19 protein-coding genes are annotated in these 19,173 nt (G+C 22.8%); 5 read left to right on the top strand and 14 right to left on the bottom strand.

Annotated features, from left to right (window positions below; all coding sequences use genetic code 4):
- Positions 1-58 precede the first annotated feature (58 nt).
- Positions 59-484 (top strand): hypothetical protein, encoded by a 426-nt coding sequence (locus tag AACK89_RS01485; protein ID WP_338978046.1) that lies wholly within the window; start codon positions 59-61, stop codon positions 482-484.
- A gap of 1 nt (position 485) precedes the next feature.
- Here the strand turns inward: AACK89_RS01485 and AACK89_RS01480 are convergent, their stop codons facing one another.
- Complete coding sequence (locus tag AACK89_RS01480; RefSeq protein ID WP_338978049.1) at positions 486-1,607, bottom strand: Mbov_0401 family ICE element transposase-like protein; 1,122 nt, start codon at positions 1,605-1,607, stop codon at positions 486-488.
- A 301-nt stretch (positions 1,608-1,908) separates the two neighbouring features.
- Here AACK89_RS01480 and AACK89_RS01475 point away from each other — a divergent pair, with 301 nt between their 5' ends.
- Positions 1,909-2,301, top strand: a complete 393-nt coding sequence (locus tag AACK89_RS01475; RefSeq protein ID WP_338978051.1) for a hypothetical protein — start codon at positions 1,909-1,911, stop codon at positions 2,299-2,301.
- Between the two features lie 107 nt (positions 2,302-2,408).
- Positions 2,409-2,612, top strand: a complete 204-nt coding sequence (locus tag AACK89_RS01470; RefSeq protein ID WP_338978813.1) for a hypothetical protein — start codon at positions 2,409-2,411, stop codon at positions 2,610-2,612.
- Positions 2,613-2,690: 78 nt separating this feature from the next.
- Here the strand turns inward: AACK89_RS01470 and AACK89_RS01465 are convergent, their stop codons facing one another.
- The 6 genes from AACK89_RS01465 to AACK89_RS01440 all read right to left on the bottom strand — a co-directional run bounded on the left by AACK89_RS01465 (position 2,691) and on the right by AACK89_RS01440 (position 10,635).
- Entirely contained in the window at positions 2,691-4,715 is a 2,025-nt protein-coding gene (locus AACK89_RS01465) for a hypothetical protein (protein ID WP_338978810.1), read from the bottom strand.
- A complete protein-coding gene (locus AACK89_RS01460) occupies positions 4,666-5,907 on the bottom strand; it encodes a hypothetical protein (protein ID WP_338978807.1) in 1,242 nt (413 codons plus the stop codon). Before AACK89_RS01460 ends, AACK89_RS01465 begins: the two co-directional genes overlap by 50 nt.
- Before the next feature lie 17 nt (positions 5,908-5,924).
- Entirely contained in the window at positions 5,925-6,047 is a 123-nt protein-coding gene (locus AACK89_RS01455) for a hypothetical protein (RefSeq protein WP_255495889.1), read from the bottom strand.
- Positions 6,048-6,051: 4 nt separating this feature from the next.
- A complete protein-coding gene (locus AACK89_RS01450) occupies positions 6,052-8,067 on the bottom strand; it encodes a hypothetical protein (RefSeq protein ID WP_338978804.1) in 2,016 nt (671 codons plus the stop codon).
- Positions 8,068-8,185: 118 nt separating this feature from the next.
- Complete coding sequence (locus tag AACK89_RS01445; RefSeq protein ID WP_338978802.1) at positions 8,186-9,766, bottom strand: hypothetical protein; 1,581 nt, start codon at positions 9,764-9,766, stop codon at positions 8,186-8,188.
- Between the two features lie 14 nt (positions 9,767-9,780).
- A complete protein-coding gene (locus AACK89_RS01440; RefSeq protein WP_338978800.1) occupies positions 9,781-10,635 on the bottom strand; it encodes a hypothetical protein in 855 nt (284 codons plus the stop codon).
- 314 nt (positions 10,636-10,949) lie between these two features.
- On the opposite strand from AACK89_RS01440, the gene AACK89_RS01435 reads away from it, so the two are divergent.
- Positions 10,950-12,188, top strand: a complete 1,239-nt coding sequence (locus tag AACK89_RS01435; protein WP_281749630.1) for an IS256 family transposase — start codon at positions 10,950-10,952, stop codon at positions 12,186-12,188.
- Here AACK89_RS01435 and AACK89_RS01430 read toward each other — a convergent pair.
- The 4 genes from AACK89_RS01430 to AACK89_RS01415 all read right to left on the bottom strand — a co-directional run bounded on the left by AACK89_RS01430 (position 12,175) and on the right by AACK89_RS01415 (position 14,318).
- The gene (locus tag AACK89_RS01430; protein WP_338978799.1) at positions 12,175-12,348 is read right to left on the bottom strand and encodes a hypothetical protein; all 174 of its coding nucleotides are present in this window, start codon (positions 12,346-12,348) and stop codon (positions 12,175-12,177) included. The genes AACK89_RS01435 and AACK89_RS01430 overlap by 14 nt on opposite strands.
- Before the next feature lie 18 nt (positions 12,349-12,366).
- On the bottom strand, positions 12,367-12,741 hold the full coding sequence (locus AACK89_RS01425) for a hypothetical protein (protein WP_338978797.1): 375 nt from the start codon (positions 12,739-12,741) through the stop codon (positions 12,367-12,369).
- A gap of 109 nt (positions 12,742-12,850) precedes the next feature.
- Positions 12,851-13,950, bottom strand: a protein-coding gene (locus AACK89_RS01420) for an IS3 family transposase (RefSeq protein ID WP_338977768.1) whose coding sequence is annotated in 2 segments (ribosomal slippage) — positions 12,851-13,707 and positions 13,707-13,950 — 1,101 coding nt in all. Because the reading frame shifts where the segments join, the coding sequence is not laid out codon by codon here.
- 47 nt (positions 13,951-13,997) lie between these two features.
- A complete protein-coding gene (locus tag AACK89_RS01415; protein ID WP_338978794.1) occupies positions 13,998-14,318 on the bottom strand; it encodes an ankyrin repeat domain-containing protein in 321 nt (106 codons plus the stop codon).
- A 316-nt stretch (positions 14,319-14,634) separates the two neighbouring features.
- On the opposite strand from AACK89_RS01415, the gene AACK89_RS01410 reads away from it, so the two are divergent.
- Entirely contained in the window at positions 14,635-15,675 is a 1,041-nt protein-coding gene (locus AACK89_RS01410; RefSeq protein WP_338978793.1) for a hypothetical protein, read from the top strand.
- A gap of 66 nt (positions 15,676-15,741) precedes the next feature.
- Here AACK89_RS01410 and AACK89_RS01405 read toward each other — a convergent pair whose 3' ends face one another.
- From AACK89_RS01405 to AACK89_RS01395, 3 genes are all read right to left on the bottom strand, one after another.
- Positions 15,742-16,713: a 3'-5' exoribonuclease YhaM family protein gene (locus AACK89_RS01405; protein WP_338978790.1), complete on the bottom strand. Its 972-nt coding sequence runs from the start codon at positions 16,711-16,713 to the stop codon at positions 15,742-15,744.
- Positions 16,714-16,727: 14 nt separating this feature from the next.
- Positions 16,728-18,410: a phospho-sugar mutase gene (locus AACK89_RS01400; protein WP_338978788.1), complete on the bottom strand. Its 1,683-nt coding sequence runs from the start codon at positions 18,408-18,410 to the stop codon at positions 16,728-16,730.
- Positions 18,411-18,578: 168 nt separating this feature from the next.
- On the bottom strand, positions 18,579-18,908 hold the full coding sequence (locus AACK89_RS01395; RefSeq protein ID WP_338962042.1) for a hypothetical protein: 330 nt from the start codon (positions 18,906-18,908) through the stop codon (positions 18,579-18,581).
- Between the last annotated feature and the right edge of the window lie 265 nt (positions 18,909-19,173).

The following is a 19,173-nucleotide window of genomic DNA, read 5'->3' as shown; positions in this document are numbered from 1 at the left end:
TTATAATTAAGTTTGTTAAATGTTAAACTTATGAAATAATGTTAAGGAGAATTTAAAGATGAAAATTAAAACACTGAAAAAATTACAGTTAATAACTGTATTACTATTTATTTTAAGCATTTTAACTTTAATTATAGGATTAATATTAATAGATTTTAGTCACTTTAATCTTTTTTATTTTGATAAAAATTTAAATTGTATTAATGGATTTAAAATGTTAAAACATTTTCAATTAAGTTTTATCATAGAGCATTCTGCAAAATATTTTTATAATCTTGGAACTCATCATATTAAAGAGAATTATTATGAATGAACTGAATTACGAAGTGGAATTTTTTTGGTTTTAATTTTAGTTCCAATTTTATTTTTTATAACTATGTTATTTACTTTTTTCATTATTGGTTTAAAAATAAAAATAAAAAATAATAATTTTTGAGATGCTATTCAAAATTGCGAAATAATCAATAATTACTATATTCATTAAATTATGTTTCTAAATTTATTTTGTTACATTTAAAAATAACCATTTTAATGTAAATACTAATATTATATGTTCTATTACCAAGCATTTCTTTTAAAAAATGTCAAATATTAGTTTCAGTAAAGCAACCTATATTTCACTTTGCACCTTGATTTTCAATACCTTGTTTATTATTTTTAAAATACTGTTTTTTTAATTTTTTATGATTATCTAATTCTTTATATAAATAGTTAATTAATTCATCATATTGACCATTATTAATTAAATTTTTACAGTGATTATATTCTTCTAAATATTTTTCTTTATTTCCAGCCATTATTCCAAGATATAATGTTCTAATTAAATGAAATTTATCTAAAACAAACTGTGCACCTAAATAATCAGCAACTTCTTTAATTCATCCTGCACTATCACCACAAATAATAATTTTTGCTTGTTCAATATTTTCATAAAATTTTTGACAATGTTCTTTAACAAATTCAGCAGTTTTTTTAACTCCAATTGGAGTTCTTGTTTTTCTTATAATTGCTTTTACTCTTTTATTTTGTACTTTATGATTAATATTATCTGTATATGTTACTATTAATCTCATAGAGTGTTTTGTACCTTTACGTTTAAAATCTCAAAATTTTCGATGTCCATCATCAATTGCTACAAAAATAGGTTGATTTTTTTCCAATTTTACTTTTACTGGATTTGCTTCATTTATTTCTAAATTTTTAAAAACTCTATGAACGCTACTAACACTAATACCTGCCTTTTTACAAATCGCACAAATATCACGATATCTTTTTCCATCAGCAAAATTTTCAATAATAGTATCTTCGATATCTTCACTAATTCTTTTATATTTTGGAAGTTCCATTTTTTCATCAACTAAACAAACACGAACTAATTTTTGTAATTTTTCATCAAAATATTCATAAATTCTTCTTTTATAAGTTACTAATCCATACATTGTTTTTCTTGTTCGATATTGAAAATCAACAATTTTATATTTCTTTTTATCTCTTGTATTTTTTATTCTTCAATCTCACTTTTCTCATTTCTTTGTTATATGTTCTAAAATTAATTTATCAATTTTAGGATATTGTTCTTTATAAGTTCATTTGTAATTAAAATTCACATTTACTTCTCCTAACTATTTTAAAAAAATCTAAATTTATTGTAAATATTTTTAAAAATTAATTTACTTGTTTATTATATACATATATAAGTGTAATTTAAAATTAAATCAAAAATATTTAAAAAACCACTTTCATATTTAAAATATAATAAATAATTTCAATATCATTAATAGTATAGGTATCACAAAATAAACGCCTTTAATTTAGGCGTTATTTTGCATTTAAAAGCATACTTGTAAAAATAATCAAAAATAGTACAATTTATAAGTAAAATTAAGAATTTAAGGAAAGAAGAAAAAAATGTGAAATGAAGATGATGAAAAAATATGTGATTGATGTAATCATTTAGTATATAATTACGATAAATTTCAAAAATATTATTTTTGTAGTAGTTGTTTTAAAAATGCTGTAGCAGAAGTAAAATTACAAAAATTAGAGAAAAAAGGATTAACTTTTAAATTTAAATATGAAAGAAATAACTATTTAAAAATGTTAAAAAAAGAAACACCAAAATATACTGACCAAGTATGATTAAAAAAAGTTGGAAAAAATTGTTATATATGTAAAAAAAGATATTTACCAATTGAAGTTATAAGTTTATCAGACAACGTTAATATATGTGAAGAAAAATGTGAAAATAAAAAAATATCAAAAGAATTATTTGATGAAATAATTACAAAAGCCAAAAAATAGAACAAAGATGAAATAGACCAACTATATAATAAATTATTAAAAGGTGCTGATGAATTCTTGGAAAGATTTACAAAAAAAATAACAAAATAAAAAAGGAGAAGTTTATTATGAAAACATGAATAAAAACAAATTTAAGTAAAATAACATTAGCATTAGCACTAACTGGTGCTGTAAGTGGAGTAACTGGTTTAATAATTGGTTCACTAGCACAAAATAAAACAAATAATCTGACTTATTTTTTAAATCATGACCATATAGCAGTATGAGGAAATACAACTATATGAAAACATGAATTTGAAGGGGGGGATTAATTTATATTTTTCTGTTAAAAAAGCAGGAGATAATGATATAAAATGAGATGGTATTTATCCTAAAAATTATTTTTCAAATTAAACTTCTAAATTAATATAAGAAACATTTTCATTATACTTATCAAATAAATTAATATTAGTTAAATTTATTTCTTGCTTATCAGTTATTAAAATTAATTCATAATTACCTGCACCAAATATTCCGCTGATTTCAATCCGATTTAAGTTATTAATCGGATTTTCAATTTTTAATTCAAATTCACTATTATTATCAATTTGTGAAATTTCTTTATAAAATTCGAGTTTAGAAAATAATTGTGATTTATTTGAACCATATAAATTTAAAGCATTTCCAATTTTATTTTTATCAATAATTGTTTTTGAAAAATACTTACCATATTCACCATTACCTAATGTTCAATCAGAAGGAATTAGTGAAGGAATATTATTACTTTCTAATTCATTAGTTATAGATAATCAGTTAAATTGATTATCATCTAGTTTAAATAATTCATTTTGACTAATATCATTATTTTTTAGTTTAATATTATTAATATCTGTAAAATCAAAATATTCAGATTTTAATATTACTTTTATATCTTTAAACTCTCAAACTTTATCTGGTGTAGAATGTATAGGATTTGATTTTAATTCAAAATAATAAGGTAATAATAATTTATAATCGTCATTTAAACCTTTATTAATTGATAATGTTGAATAAATATATTTTGATAACATAATTACTATTTGTTTTAATATTTGCACTTGTGGTAAATTTATGTAATTTGGATAATCTAATTCTCATTTTTTAAATAAATTAGTTATAACATCATCAGGTTTTTGGTTTTCAAATTTAAGTCTTAATTTAGTAATATCAGTTGTATTTTGTTCATCTTTTTTAGGGTCATATCCATCAAAGTTTCTGTTATAAGTATATGTATAAGTTAGCATATCTAATAATACTTTTTGTAAACTATCAATTGGTGGTCTATCTTTTATTTCTATTTCTACATCATGAAATTTATTTGTTGTAGAAATAAATAAATTATAGTTGCCTGCTAAAAATCATGATTCTAATTTTTTATCTTTTAATTCTAGTTCATCAGATAAGGGTCATACTTTTGAATTTTTAGTAACATCATATCCTATTTTAGCATTAGTTACTCTTGCATTATTAATAATTTCTTTTCTTGTTTCACTTCCCCCACCAATAGCAATTAAATCTAAAACTGATTTTTCTTGGCCTATAAATTCTTTTGCTAAATTTCAAGGTAATATTTGTTCACTAAATCATTGTTGTAATATTCTAACTTTTGGCTGAGTTTCAATAGGCATTGATAATAGTGGAAATGCTATCTTATCTTTAACAAATAATTTTGGGTATACTTCCATATTGTCAACTTCACCAAGTACCTTTATATTGCCAAAAATCATGCTTCTAGGGGCTTTAATTTTTAAACCAATTACTTTGGTATCTTTATCTAATGGTTTTTGTAATTTAATAATGATTGGATAACCATCTCTTGTTTTAAAATCTTTAATTTTAATAATAGTAATACTTTTAGTACTTCTTGTTTTTGGATTTTGATAAGGTTGGGAATAATTATTAATGATATATAAATTATCAATATTATTTTCAGTTAATGGTTCATTTATACTAACTGCATATAATTTAAATTGATTTAATAAATTTATTTCTTGAAATATTAAATTTTTAATATCAGTCATACTATATTCAATAGTATTATCATTAATATTTGTGCTAGCTCTTTGATTTAATTGCATAGTAAAGTCTGATGTTTCAGCAGCAGTGGTTTTTAATACTTTATCAATATCAATAAAACCAATTTTAATAGTATTTGCTGAAAATCTTAAACTATTATTTTCATTATTTTTAAATAAACGTTCAATTTCATAAATATATATTGTTCTTTTTTTAAATTCATCATATGCTCTATTAATATCTGGGTCACTAGTAGCTCTCATCATATTAGTAAAATCATAAGGAATATTATCAATTAAATAATCATTTTCTATTTCTGCTTGATTAAGTTTAGTTTGTTTCTGTGGAAACTTCGTTTGTGGTTTGTTGTTGTTTTCCATTGTTTTCTCCTATTAATTGGTTATTTTCGGGATTAAATAATTTTAATTTCACGGTTAAGTTATTAATTTCTTGTTCATCATTAATATTAAATGTTTTACTATTTAATAAATCTTTATCTAAACTTACTAATATTTGAATAAATTTAAGAATATCAATATTAAATTGTCATAATTTTTGTTCAATATAGTTAATAGTTGAAATATTTACAGCTGTACTTTCGGGTACTGATTGTTGTGCTGATTTCTTTTGACTTGGTATATGAATACCACAACGTTTAAATATTTCATTAACATTTCAATCGTATATATCAGTTAAATTTTTACCTTTAAAATTACTATTTGTCATATTGATATTTTCGTTTTGTTCATTATTATCTCCACCACTTTTAAATATGTAATTTTTAGTAACCAAAGTTCTTACTGCGTCTTCTATTAAAGATTGAACATTGCCATAAGTTTGACTAAATATAAATTTAGGTGAATTTAAAATGGCATCTAAAACAATTTGTTCATAAATAACATCTAATGCTTTAATTTTATCCATTACTTTATTACAATCTGCTAGCTCATTTGCTTTATTTCTCATAATTGCTATTGGTATATAGTTAATATTTAGTGTTTGTTCTTGTGCTAAATTAGGGTTATTAATAAATGAGTTAAAATCTAATGGAAATTGGTTTTTACTATCATTAATACTATAAATTGCACGGTTAATTATTACTTGTTCATTATTTAGTGTATAAACTTCAAATAATCTTACAGTTTGTGCATTTTGTTGATAACTGTCATAAAAAATAGTACATTGAATTAATTTACCAGTAATGTCATAAACTCTTTGTTGTATATCTATGACTTGAAAATATAAATTATCATTAGCAATAAAAATTAAATAACCACTAATTCCTAATTTACTTAATTTAAAAATAGAGTTTCAATTTTTTCTATAAAATTCTTGCTGAATTAAGTATTTTTTAATAGTTTCATTATTAATTTCTAATGGAGCATTATATAAATTAGCATTATTTTCTGCTACAAAATCAGTAAAATAAGTTTCATGATTAAAGTCATTAAAACCAAAATAATTTAAAATTGAAGCATGAGTACTTTTATTTTTATTAGTTAAAAATTTTACTTTTTCATTTTGATTATCACTAATATTATTTTTATCTTTTCTAAAAAATCTACCTAACATAATATTCACCACCTTTCTTAAAATATTTGATTAATTTTTAATACAATTTTTACAATAATAAATATAATTAAACCAGCAACTGCAGAAGATAATAAAACTCCAATTAAACCTAAAATAATTTTTATAATTTTAAAAAACATAATCTTATTCCTGTAATTCTTCTAATTTTTTAAAAATATAATCTCTACCCATACCCCACATTATTCTATTATTATAAATATTAATTTCAGTATCTGCATTAACATTATTATTTGATATTCATAAACTACTTTTTAAAACATTTGTATCTAATTGATAATAAAAATTAATTATTTGTCAACTATAATTTTTATTATTTTCTTTACTAGTATAATCACCAAAACTATAATATATTCTATAATGTGTTTTATCTTTAAATATATATTTTATAAAATTTTGATTATTATTATTTTTATCTGTTATAACTTCTCCTACTTCTTTTCAATTACCATTATTTATTATTTTCTTTTCATCATCAATTAATTCTTTTTGTATTTTTACAAAATCACCTTCAAGTTTTCAAACACGTTTATGTAATTCATTAATTGCATCAACTATACTTTTATTTCTAGTTTCTAATTCTTTAATATAAGCACTTTTTAAAATATTTAAAATAAAATTAGCTTTTACAACAAATTTATTTTCTTGTATATCAAAAACATTATTATCAAATAATGGTTCTAATTTATCAATAGTTAAATTAAAATTTTTATCTATATTAGTTTTATTTTCATTAATAGCACCAACAAGAGTTTTATCAGTAGTTTCTAAATTAGGATTTTCAGTACCAAGAGCATTTATTTGAAATGCAATAGGAAATTGTGACTTTACATCTTCTATTTTTTTATCTACTTCTAGTTTTGTATAGTAATCACGTTCAGTACTATCTTCTGCTATAAATTCAGTTGGTGTTCCAGTTCCTTGATATTGATATATTTTAGAAATAAATCCTGAATAATATGTTCCGGGTGTAGCACTAGCGCGAATTTTATAATTAACGCAAGTTAAGTATAATCTAATATTATTAGTTTCATCTGAATAAAAAGTATCTAATAAAGTATATGATTTTATTGCAGATTCTTCATTTAATTTAAATATAGATTTTCTAGTATATTTATATTTATAAATATCACTCTCATAAATATAACCTCATATTACTAATATTTCTTTATTTAAATTATCAGTTGAAAGTTCATTAGATATCTCTTTTCATAATGGACTAGTTTCAATATTAAATCAGTTATTTTTAATATCATCAATATTTTGTTTATTAATCTCAATTTTATTTTCTAATAATTTGATATTATTATCAACTTTAGTTTCTAATAATTTAATACTATTTTCATTTGTAGTAATTCGTTTTTGTTGTTTAGCAGAAAAATCACAAGTTGGTGCATGTGTATAATCACCAATTTGTGGATTATTTTGTAATGCTTCTGGTGGTAATGTACCAATTTCATCAGGTCAATCTAAAATCATTGTTTCAGTTTCTTTATCATAATCTGTTGCAACATAACCTTTATTAATAAATTTACTAACAGGACCTCTATATATTTCATTTTCATTATCATCAACTAAATCATCATATAATTTAATTTGTTTTGATAATGTAAATTCTTTTTGTTCTTTTATTAATTCATCAACTTGATTTCTAGTATAAAATGCTTTTAAGTCAATTTTTTCAATATCTATTTCATCATCATTATAACTTGAAAATATTTGTTTTAATTCTGTTAATCTTGCTCATATTTTCATTCTACTAGGTGCTAAATCTCAAACATTAATCGTAGGAGTACTACTTGCACTAAATTGACTACCATTATTAAATTGAATAGTAGCATCAACATTAAATTCAATTGGTGTACGATTAAATACTCAATGTTCAACCATTACATAAACCATATCTCTTAATGTTTCTTTAATTAATTCATCTTTAAAACTATCAAAAGGAAATTTAGATAAAATAAAATCAAGATAAGCATTAATATCATTTTGAGCACGAATAGCAAAAGTTTTAAATCAATCATTAACATTAGGTCATGTTTGTATGTATTGCTGTGGTGTTTCTGTAATTTTTCCAGTTAATGGATATCAGTTATTATAATTTTCAAGACTGACATCAGTTCAAAGTTTATTAATCATAATTTATCATTCCTTAAAAAATGCTTTTTTATAATGCTTAGTTTTTGTTTTAGTTTTTCTATGTGATATATGGATAATTTCTTTTTGTAACTTTTTTTTACCTTTTTCTACAACTTGACTATATGCAAATTTTTCTAAATGATGTAATAATCCTGTTCCATAAAGTATTAACTGAAAACTTTAAACCAACATTTTTAAATGATTTATTAATATTTTCAATAGGATTATTAATAACATTTACTACTTTATGATAAGTTCTAATAGTTCTAAATATTTCTCTATATACTTTAAAACTATCTCTAATTACTTGTTGAACAACTGGTGGAGCAAATGCTATTGCTTTTAATCATTTATTATGATTAACACCATAACCAATGTATCAACCACTATATCAACGATATCAATGAAATGGATGTATTTGAGTAACAAAAGTTTCTGCCTTAAGAATACTATCAACAACTGTAATGGGTTTATATTTAGGATTGCGATGATAAATAGTAATTGCACATTTATCTAATGATAAAGGTTGAATTTTACATCCCATAAATACAGGTGAATTTAATGGAATTAATTGTGCATGTTTAATTGCTTTTTTCTCTGCACTAGTAAATAAATCAGTTGCTTTTTCTTTTAATTTATTAATTTTTTCAAATGCTTGTTTTTCTAACTTTTCAAATTTTTCTTGTAATTTATATATACTTTCTCGTAATTTTTCAAAATATGGAGTATCTTTTCAAAATTTATTTAAACCTTTTTTTAAATAAAATCTAATATCAAAATATTTAAAAGTTTGATTTGCTTTTAAAACAAGTTGATGAATAATATTATTTTTAAAATTAAATTTAATAGAATTAGCACGAATTTTTTGTAAATCTAAAATTAAAGTTTTTCCATATCTATTTTCTGTATGTATTGTATGAACTAAATTTAATCAATCATGCTGATTCATAGATAATACTTTTTTTAAATCAGTATTAAATTTTTTTAAAAAGTTATTTGCTTTTTCAATATCTTTAATTTTAAATTTAGGAGTTAATTGTGGACTTAGTTTTATTAATGTATTTTGTAATAATAAGTGTTCCATTAATTTTTCTGTTTCTAGTTTTTGAAAATTATTTTTATATTGTCTTTCAGCAACATAACCTAAATCTCGTAATACTGTTTCACGATTAGGAGTAAAACTATAATTCATTAAATAACGTTTATTACCAATAATTTTATCTGTTAAAATTTCTTTTCCACTTACTTGACTAATAATTTCTTGTAAATTTTTTGCTTCTTTAATTCCCACTTGTTCTAATGTTTTAGTTTTTTGTGCTAGTTTAATAAATTTACTTGTACGATAACCACGACTAATTTTATTAAGTCCAGCAAATGCAGGAAGTATATTAAAGAAAGTATTTAATTTTGTTACATTTCCTTTTAAATAATCATAAACTTGATTAATAGTAAAATCAGTTAAAAACTCTACACCAACAGCACTAATACTAGCAACTAAATCACTTGCACCTAATCCAAGGGCTACACTTTCACTTAATCCACCAGTAAAAGGAGCAAGTGCTACTGCTATAACTTGTACACCAATCATTTCTAAAATTTCTCATCAAAAACTTTTATTTTCTTGTTGGTTACTTGTTCTAGTATGTTTTGGTTTATTTATGTTTAAAAGTATTGCTGTACTAGTTGTACCAATTGGCATGATATTAATTTCCTTTATTTAAGAGTTATTTTAATTGGATTTGTTGAACCTTTATAATTTAAGTCATTAACATTTGCACTAATAGTTATATATAAGTCACCTGCTTTTTGTTTTTGATTACTTACATTAGTTTTTCCTTGTGCATCACTAAAATATTTAATAGTTGGATTTGTTAAATTTGGATTTAATGATTTAAGTTCATTAGTACTTTTTATTTGTGTATTTAATTCACTATTATTGTTATTAACATTTGCAGTAATATCAGTTGTTAAACTTGTAATTTTAGTTTTTAAATCAGTTTTTTCTGTTTTAATAACTCCACATAACATTCAACGTGATGTTGTTTCATTATTAGAAATATATGGTATTGCTTCTCCAACAACTTCACCAGCAACTTTATATGCTCTTCCTGCTTTATCATCTTTAATAAAATCTACATAAATAACTGTATTTTCTATCATGTATCTTTTCATCGCTCTTGGTGTTGCTAAAACAAAGGTCATTAATTGTTGTTCATTTTTATCATTAGTAAAAATCATATAGTCATCAAGAACGATTTCACATAATACGCCTTTTACATATAAATTATTTCCATTTAAACGTAATTGTTGTGCCAACTGATTATCGGTAATTAAACCTTTATTATCTGCTAAATAAACTAAACTATCATAAAGACCATTAGTAATAAAAAATTTACTATTTGCAATGTTTCTAAATTGAAACAAAGTATTTCAAGCAGATAACATTGATTTTAAATAGCCTACTGGTGTTGTATCTTCAATATCGATTTTAGTAGCAAATTTTGCAATTGCTTGTGTATCATCAATTGCTAATTTATCTGCTAAATCATTTGCAACTTCATATTGCATACTATCTAATAAATTTTGTCCATTATTTGCTTTTAAATCTACATCTGCAATAATTTCTCCTGCAAGATATTTTTTAGTTATTTTTTTACTAATTTTATCTGTATCAACATATGGTAATTCATATCTTTTACTTTTATCATCCCAAGCAATAATTTTTACTTCCGGTTTTTTTGGTTTTTTAACAATAAATTCAATATTTACTGAGTCAACAATTTCAGTAGGAAATGTTTAGTAATCTGTGTAACTTACAAAAATAACTATGTTTAATTAATTCTAGTAAATATAATTAAATGACTAGAAAGAGTGAGTTACAGATGGCTAAAAAAGATAACTTTAATAATAATGATCCAATATCAAAAGCAGTAGATTTATTACTAGAAAATACTGAAGATTTAACAACAGTTTTTAAACCTGGCGGTTTATATAAAGAATTAACAAAAAGATTAGTTGAAAAAATGTTGAATTCTGAAATGCAAAATTATTTAGGATATGAAAAAAATCAACATAGTACTACTGAAAATGCTCGTAATGGTACAAGTTCAAAAAAATTAATAACTCAACAAGGTAAAATTGAAATTGATGTACCAAGAGATCGCAATAGTAATTTTACTCCTGTAATAGTTCCTAAAAGGCAAAGAAGATTTGATGGTTTTGATCAACAAGTTCTTTCCTTGTATGCAAAAGGAATGACATTATCTGACATTAGAATGCAGTTGCAAGAGTTATATCATGGTGCTGATATTAGTGAAAGTGTTATTAGTCAAATTACTGATGATGTTATTGATGATGTTAAAGCATGACAAAATCGACCATTAGAAAGTATTTATCCTATTGTTTATTTTGATTGTATAGTAGTTAAAGTACGACAAGATAAACGGATTATTAACAAATCAGTTTATATAGCATTAGGAGTTGATTTAGAAGGCAAAAAAGATGTTTTAGGATTATGAATTAGTGAAAATGAAGGTTCTAAGTTTTGATTATCTAATTTCACAGAAATGAAAAATCGTGGCTTAAATGATATTCTTATTGCTTGTAGTGATAATTTAACAGGCATGTCAGAAGCAATACAATCAGTTTATCCTAAAACAGAACATCAATTATGCATTGTTCATCAAATTAGAAATAGTTTAAAATATGTTTCATACAAACATCGAAAAGGTCTAGTTGCAGATTTAAAACCAATTTATAGTGCATGTAGTGAAGAACAAGCAATGCAAGCTTTAGAATCGTTTGAAAGTAAATGAAATAAACAATATCCTCAAATTACTAAATCTTGATATAAAAATTGAGATAATTTAATGGTTTTTATTAGTTATCCAGTAGAAATCAAAAGAGTGATTTATACTACAAATGCTATTGAATCTGTTAATAGTCAATTACGAAAAATCATCAGAAATAAAAAAGTTTTTCCTAATGATATGGCAGTTTTCAAAATATTTTACTTGGCAATTGAAAATATAACAAAAAAATGAACATTGCCTATTCAAAATTGAAATACAGCAATTGCTCATTTTATGATAAAATTTGAAGACAGAATTAATCTAAATTAGTAACTTTGTAAAACAAAGATACACAGATTATTAAAAAGCCTCTTTCAGTAGGAAAAAAGTTTGCCCATGGACTATTTGAAATTTTAAAAAACTCTATAAATTCTGGTGCTTCTACTAATCTCTCTGTATTGTCTAAATTTTGATTAAATGGTACTGACATTTTATTTCTTCCTTTCGTTTATAAATAATTTTTCTTTTTATAATTAATTAAAAAATTTTCTTTATCATTTGTTTTATTATTAATAATTATTTGTTTATTGCCACCTGTATTAATTGTTTGTTTAAATATTGGTTGTTCTTTAATCATTTTTTTAATAGTTTCTTCAATTTTTGAATTTTCTATATTATTTGTTTTAAATTTTAAATAATCATAAAATTCAGTTTTAACTTGATATTTTTTAAATATATTAATCATTTCTTTTTCTTTAATTTCTTGATTAAGTTTATTTAACTTATTTTCTGCTTCATTAACTTTATTTTCTATTTCTTGTTGAGCATTATTTTCATTTAAAGGTTCAGTTGTTTGTTGAACATTATTTTCATTTTCTAACATTTAACATTCTCCTAATCTTATCCCAATAATCAATCTTTAACTAATTGTGGCATTTCACTTATTAATTTTGGAATGGCAACCCTTTTTAGGACTATTTTTTGGTAGACATTTATTTTTGATAATTAACTGGAGTTAAGTAGTTTAAAGTGCTGTGAATTCTTATGTTGTTATATCAGTTGATGTAATCAAATAATTCTAATTTTAATTGGATTAATGATGTAAAATTTTTATCATTAATAAATTCAATTTTGAAAGTTTTAAAAGTTGCTTCAGCAACAGCGTTATCATAAGGACAACCTTTTTTGCTTAAAGAGCGATTAATATTGAATGCTAGTAAAAGTTTATCAATAATTTTATTATTAAATTCATTACCGCGATCACTATGAAATATTTGAATATCTTTTAAACAACGATTTGAGTGCATAAATGCTTGATGTACTAATGATGCATCTTTTTTAGTACCTACACTATGTCCAATAATTTCGCGGTTAAATAGGTCAATTAATAGGCAAATATAGTTTCATTTACCATTAACTTGAACATAAGTTAAATCACTAACAATAACTTCATTTTTAAGCCTATTATTAAAGTTTCTATTAACGATATTGGTTATTTGACTATCGTTGACTTTATTATGATGATTTTTGAATGATAATTTAGTGTATTTTGATATTAAATTATGTTTATTCATAATTTCTTTAATTTTTCTGCGTGACAAATAAATATTCTTTTCTTTTAAAACAACTTTTAATCTTCTTGTTCCATAAACTTCTTTATTTTCTTTAAAAGCACTAATAACAGCTTCATCATAAATATTATTTTGTTTTTTTTCTTTTTCCTTTAAATTAAAATAATATGTTGATTTAGAAAGTTTTAAAAAACGACACATTGTGCGAATTTTATATTTAACTTTATTTTTAGCAATAATTTCTATTTTCTGCCTATTATTAGTGCTGCTTGCTTTAAAATATCATTTTCCATTCGTAACTGTTTTAATTCTTTTCTTAATTTAATTAATTCATTTTCTTCAATAGAACGATTATCTTTAGTTTTAAAACTGCCTGAATTAGTAAATTGCTTAATTCAATTATAAGTAGCTGCTCTTGTAACATTGTACTCTTTAGCAAGACAAGACACTGACTTACCGCTTTGATATAAAGCTACTATTTGTTTTTTAAATTCATCGGTATATGAGTTAATATTGGCCATAATTATAGTTCCTTTCTTTTAACTAATTTGTTCACTTGTCTACGTAATTAGTGTCCAATAAAGTGTAACCTATCCAAATTTTTATTTATATAATTAACGTTAGCGCCGTTTGTTATTAAAAGATTAACTATTTCTGTGTGACCTTGTTCAGCAGCTAGTGTTAAAGCAGTATCTTTTGTACTATTTATATGATTGATATCAGTATTATTTTGGATTAAAAATCGAACTATTTCAATGTGACCATAATCAGCAGCAGTTATTAAGGCACCCTCCATATCGAACTTATTGTTATCAGAATCAAATAGTAAAGTTTTAACTGTTTGTAAGTCACCTTCTTCAATAGCTGTTAAAAATTTATTTTTAGGCATTTCTTTATCTTCCTTTTCTAAATTAAAACAAAAAACCTATTTATTTTGAAATAAAGTAAATAGGTTAAAAACTTATATTAAATTTTAATAATATAATATCATATTTTCTTTACTAGTAATAGAAAATTATCATTTTTAATTAAAAAATAATTTTAAAATATATAAAAAAGAAAAGAAATTTTTTAAAAAATTTCTTAATTTACAAGTATTTTTGCATATTAAATTTATATTGTAAAATATTTGGTTTTCATATATTATTAATTCAAAATCTTTATTGGTTTTTAAATTAACTTATTATTTTTAAGCGAGGTAAAAAATGAAAAACTTAGTAAAATTATTATCGATCTTAACAATGTCAACACCAATATCATTATCAGTTGTTGCTTGTAATAATAACACAACACAAAAAACAGAATTAAAAGATAAAATTACTAAATTAACAACAAATATTACTATAGATGTTAATAAAAGTAATAAAAAATTAGATACATTAATAAATAATACACCAGAAGTTAAAAACTTAAATCCAAAGTTAGTTAACCCTGTAATTAAATATTTTAGTGATAAAGAAGCTAAAAATGATATAACTACTAAATTAGAAAAAGTTGGTGATTTATATATAGTTATTACTAGCAATAGTAATGATTTGAATTATCAAGGTTCAACAGCACCAATTAAAATAAATATAAAAGAACAATCTGATAAAACTGATTTAAGTACTATTACTCAATTAACTGGTTTAGACATTATTGCTAATCCAAGTAAAAGTTATAAAGAATTAATTAGTAATATAAATAGTTTTGATGAATTTAAGTCAACACCATTAGCTGCTGTTTATCAACTTCAATTTTATAACGAAAATAATCAAGAAATAACAAACAATAAACAAGAACTTGAAAAAGTATCTAAAATAGTTGTCAAAATAAGTAGTAATTCAAATGATCCGAATTATCAAGGTTCAACAATGATTGATATAACTAAGCAAACAATTATTTCAGATAGTGATATGCAAAATTATTTTTCAAAGACAACTTTGCCATTCGCTTCATTAGCACCACCAAGTTCAACTAAAGCAACCATAAATAAACAAGAAGCCGTAACAGATGTTATAAATAAATTAAAAAAATTACAAAAAGATTCAGAATTAGTTATTAAATTATTATTAAAAGGTATTTATAAAGAAAAAATTGATTTTAATAAGCTTAGAAATGAAAATGAAATTTATGATAAAAATAAAGAGCCAGTACCTAATGATTGATTTAAAGATAAAGAAACAGATAAAGAAGCAAATGTATTGATTTTTTATGGTAATACAGAAACTGGTTATTTTTACCCTATAAAAATAAATATAAATTAATTAATTTATTAAAATTTATGATAAATAATAAAAACTCTCTTTTAATTAAAAGAGAGTTTTTATTATTTAAACTTTTTTATTATTTTCCTTTAAATTTTGATGTTTATAAAACATTCTATTTTCAATACTTGCAATACGAGCAGTTGATTCACCAACATTAATATTAACCAAAGCTTCATCAATTGCATAGATTTTTGCATCTAAGTTATCTAAATGATGTAAAATTTCAGCTTCTATTGTTTTTGGTAAGACAGGTGAGCCATATTCATATTTACCATGACTAGCTAATATTAGATGCTGTAATAAAACTACGATTTCTTCCTCTAAGTTAATATTTAATTCCTTACAAGCAAGTGTAACTTGCATTGCACCTAATGAAATATGACCAATCATTTTACCTGATAGTGTATATGAACTAATAGGATTATTATTTAATTCAACCATTTTTCCATAATCATGCATAATGATTCCTGCATATAATAGTTCACTATTAATATTACGATCATTATAAAGTGCTACTACTTGTTTTGCCATTCTTAGCATTGTTACTGAGTGTCATAATAAACCGCTTTGAACAGCATGATGCATTTTAACTGCTGCTGGTCATTTTTTATAATCATCAATATTTTTTTTATTAAAACATTGGATTAATACTTTTTTTAAAATTGGATTTTTAAATTCCTTTATTGTTTGACTAATTTCAGTTCATGCTTCAATAATATTAATTGGTGCTTGTGTAAGTAATAAATCATAATATTCACTAGGATTAGTAATAATAGTTCAATTATTAATTTTTAGTTGTATTTCATTATTATAATTAATGCTATTTGCTTCAATTTTAATTACTTGTCCTATTGTTAATTGTTCAATAGTTTCTTTGCTTACGTCTCAAATTCTTGCTGAAATTGTCCCAGTTTTATCTTGTAATTGTAAGTTTAAATAATTAGTATTGTTAGAAGCAACACCTTGAATTACTCGATTAATAATTACTACTAAACTTAAAACATTATTAGGTTTAATATCTTTAATTACAGTCATTTTTTAGTTCCTTTCTATCATTTTATATCTTTGATATTTAGATGTTTGATAGCTAATTCTTCATACATTTTTCTCATTTTTAATTGTGCATCATTAATGGTTTTATCAACACAAACAAAATAGAATTTAATTTTTGGCTCAGTTCCACTAGGTCTAACAGCAAATCATGAACCATCACTGAAGTAAAATTTTAGTAAATTTTGCGATGGCATTCCATGTAAACCAGTTTGATAATCTTCAACTTTAATTGTTTTAATATTATTAAGCGTTGGTATTTTACTAGTTCTTAATGTTTCTAACATATTATTAATAGTATTTTGTCCTATTTTTCCTTTTAAAATAAGATTAACAGTATAACAGTAATAATATCCAAATTTTTGATAAATATTTTCTAAAACATCAACTAATGTTTTTTGTGAATTTTGATAATATCAAGCCGCTTCTGCTGCTACTATTGCTGATTGAATACCATCTTTGTCACGAGTAATATCTTTAATAACATAACCATATGCTTCTTCAAAACCAAAAACAAAGTTAATGTTACGTGCTTTTTCTTTTAGCATTTCTGCACCAATTCATTTAAAGCCAGTTAACGTTTTAATGACTTGACATCCGTATGATTTAGCAATCATATCAGATAAATTGGAAGTAACAAATGTATTGTACATAACGGGATTTTTTGGCATTGTTTTATTAAGTTGATAATGGCTTAATAAATATTCTAATAAAATTGGTGCTGTTTCATTACCTGTTAATAATACATAATCATTATTATGTTTTACAGCAATACCAATGCGATCAGCATCAGGATCATTTAAAATAATTAATGGTGCATCATGTTTTTTAGCGTGTTTAATTGCTAAATCAAATGTTGGTTTTACTTCGGGATTGGGCGACACCACACATTTAAAATCAGGATCATAGTTAGCTTGCTCTGTTACTAAAATAATTTCATAACCGCATTGTTCTAAAATTGGTTTAACTCATTCACGACTAGTACCGTGTAGATTAGAAAATACAATTTTAAAGTTACGATTTTTAACTTGTGGATAAAACTGTAAATTTTTAATATCATCACGATAATTATCTTCTACTGTTGAAGGCACTTCTTTAATTAGGCTAGTATCATAATCGAATGTTAATTGAAAATCATCAGGCAATTGTTCCATTTTATTGCTAATTATATTGGTAACATTAGGAAGAAATTGACAGCCATATTGATCATAAATTTTATAACCATTATATTCAGGAGGATTATGACTGGCCGTAATAACAATTCCAGCAAGAGCATTAACTTTTCTAATACTATATGAAAGTACTGGTGTTGGTCTTAAATCATTATTTTTAAATAAAAAAATAGGAATTTTATGTTTGGCTAAAGTTTTTGCTGTTAACATTGTAAATTCTGCTGAAAAGTGACGATTATCATGAGCAATAATAACACCACGAAGTAAGTCTTTTTCAGAAAAAGCAGATTTTAAATATTGAATAAATGCGACAGTTGCTTTCATAATAATAATTTCATTAATTCTGCCGGTACCAACTCCAGTAATACCACGCATGCCAGCTGTACCAAATTCTAAAGTTGTAGTAAAAGCATCTTCAATTTCACTTTTAGACATTGTAGTTAATTGTTTTTTTAAGTGTTGTGGTAAGTTTTGCTTTTTTCAAATCTCATATGTTTTTAGTACATTCATTATTATTTCTCCTTTATAATAAAAAATTAAGTTTATAGGTAAATCATACTATAAAATAAGAAGAAAATAAATTTTAGTAGTTAATCTAAACATAAACTTTTAATTAAATAATAAAAAATAAAATTATTAAAAATTTCAATTTCAATCTTTAATAATTTTATTTTATTTTTATATTGATTGTGAATTGGTTTTATTTAGAATTGTTATTGGTTGTTTGTCGTTTTTAATAGAATTTATTGCTTTAATGTTTATTTTTTTATTTGGTTCTGAAGTTTTAATTACTTTATATAATGGTACTTGTTTGTTATCTTTATTAAGATACTGATCACTAGTAATAGTACCAACAAGCTTTTCATTATTATTTAGTAATATTTCAGCAAGAGATGTTGTTATTGGTAATTGTGGTTTAATTTTTCTTGAATTTGTTGTTGTTTTTTCTTTAAAAACTTGTTTTTCTTTTTCTGTTATAAGATTTTCTGTTTTTTTACTATATAGCACTTCTAAATATCTCCTTTTTTAAATTAAAAACCTATTTACTTTAAAATAAAAGTAAATAGGTAAAAACTTATATTAATTTTAGAAAAATTATATCATAGTATCTATATTTAATATAGATATTTTTCATTTATTCTTGTATTAGATAACTATTGTTTAATTAGAAATAGTTATTTCCTTAGAAGTTTTATAATTTAATTATTTATAAAAAATACATGTATAGGAAATTAAATATTAATACTTATATAAGTGTTAATTATAATTTTCA

Source organism: Spiroplasma endosymbiont of Panzeria rudis (assembly GCF_964019705.1).
GTDB lineage: Bacteria > Bacillota_I > Bacilli_A > Mycoplasmatales > VBWQ01 > Spiroplasma_E > Spiroplasma_E ixodetis_A.
This window is presented reverse-complemented; position numbering and strand designations above follow the sequence as displayed.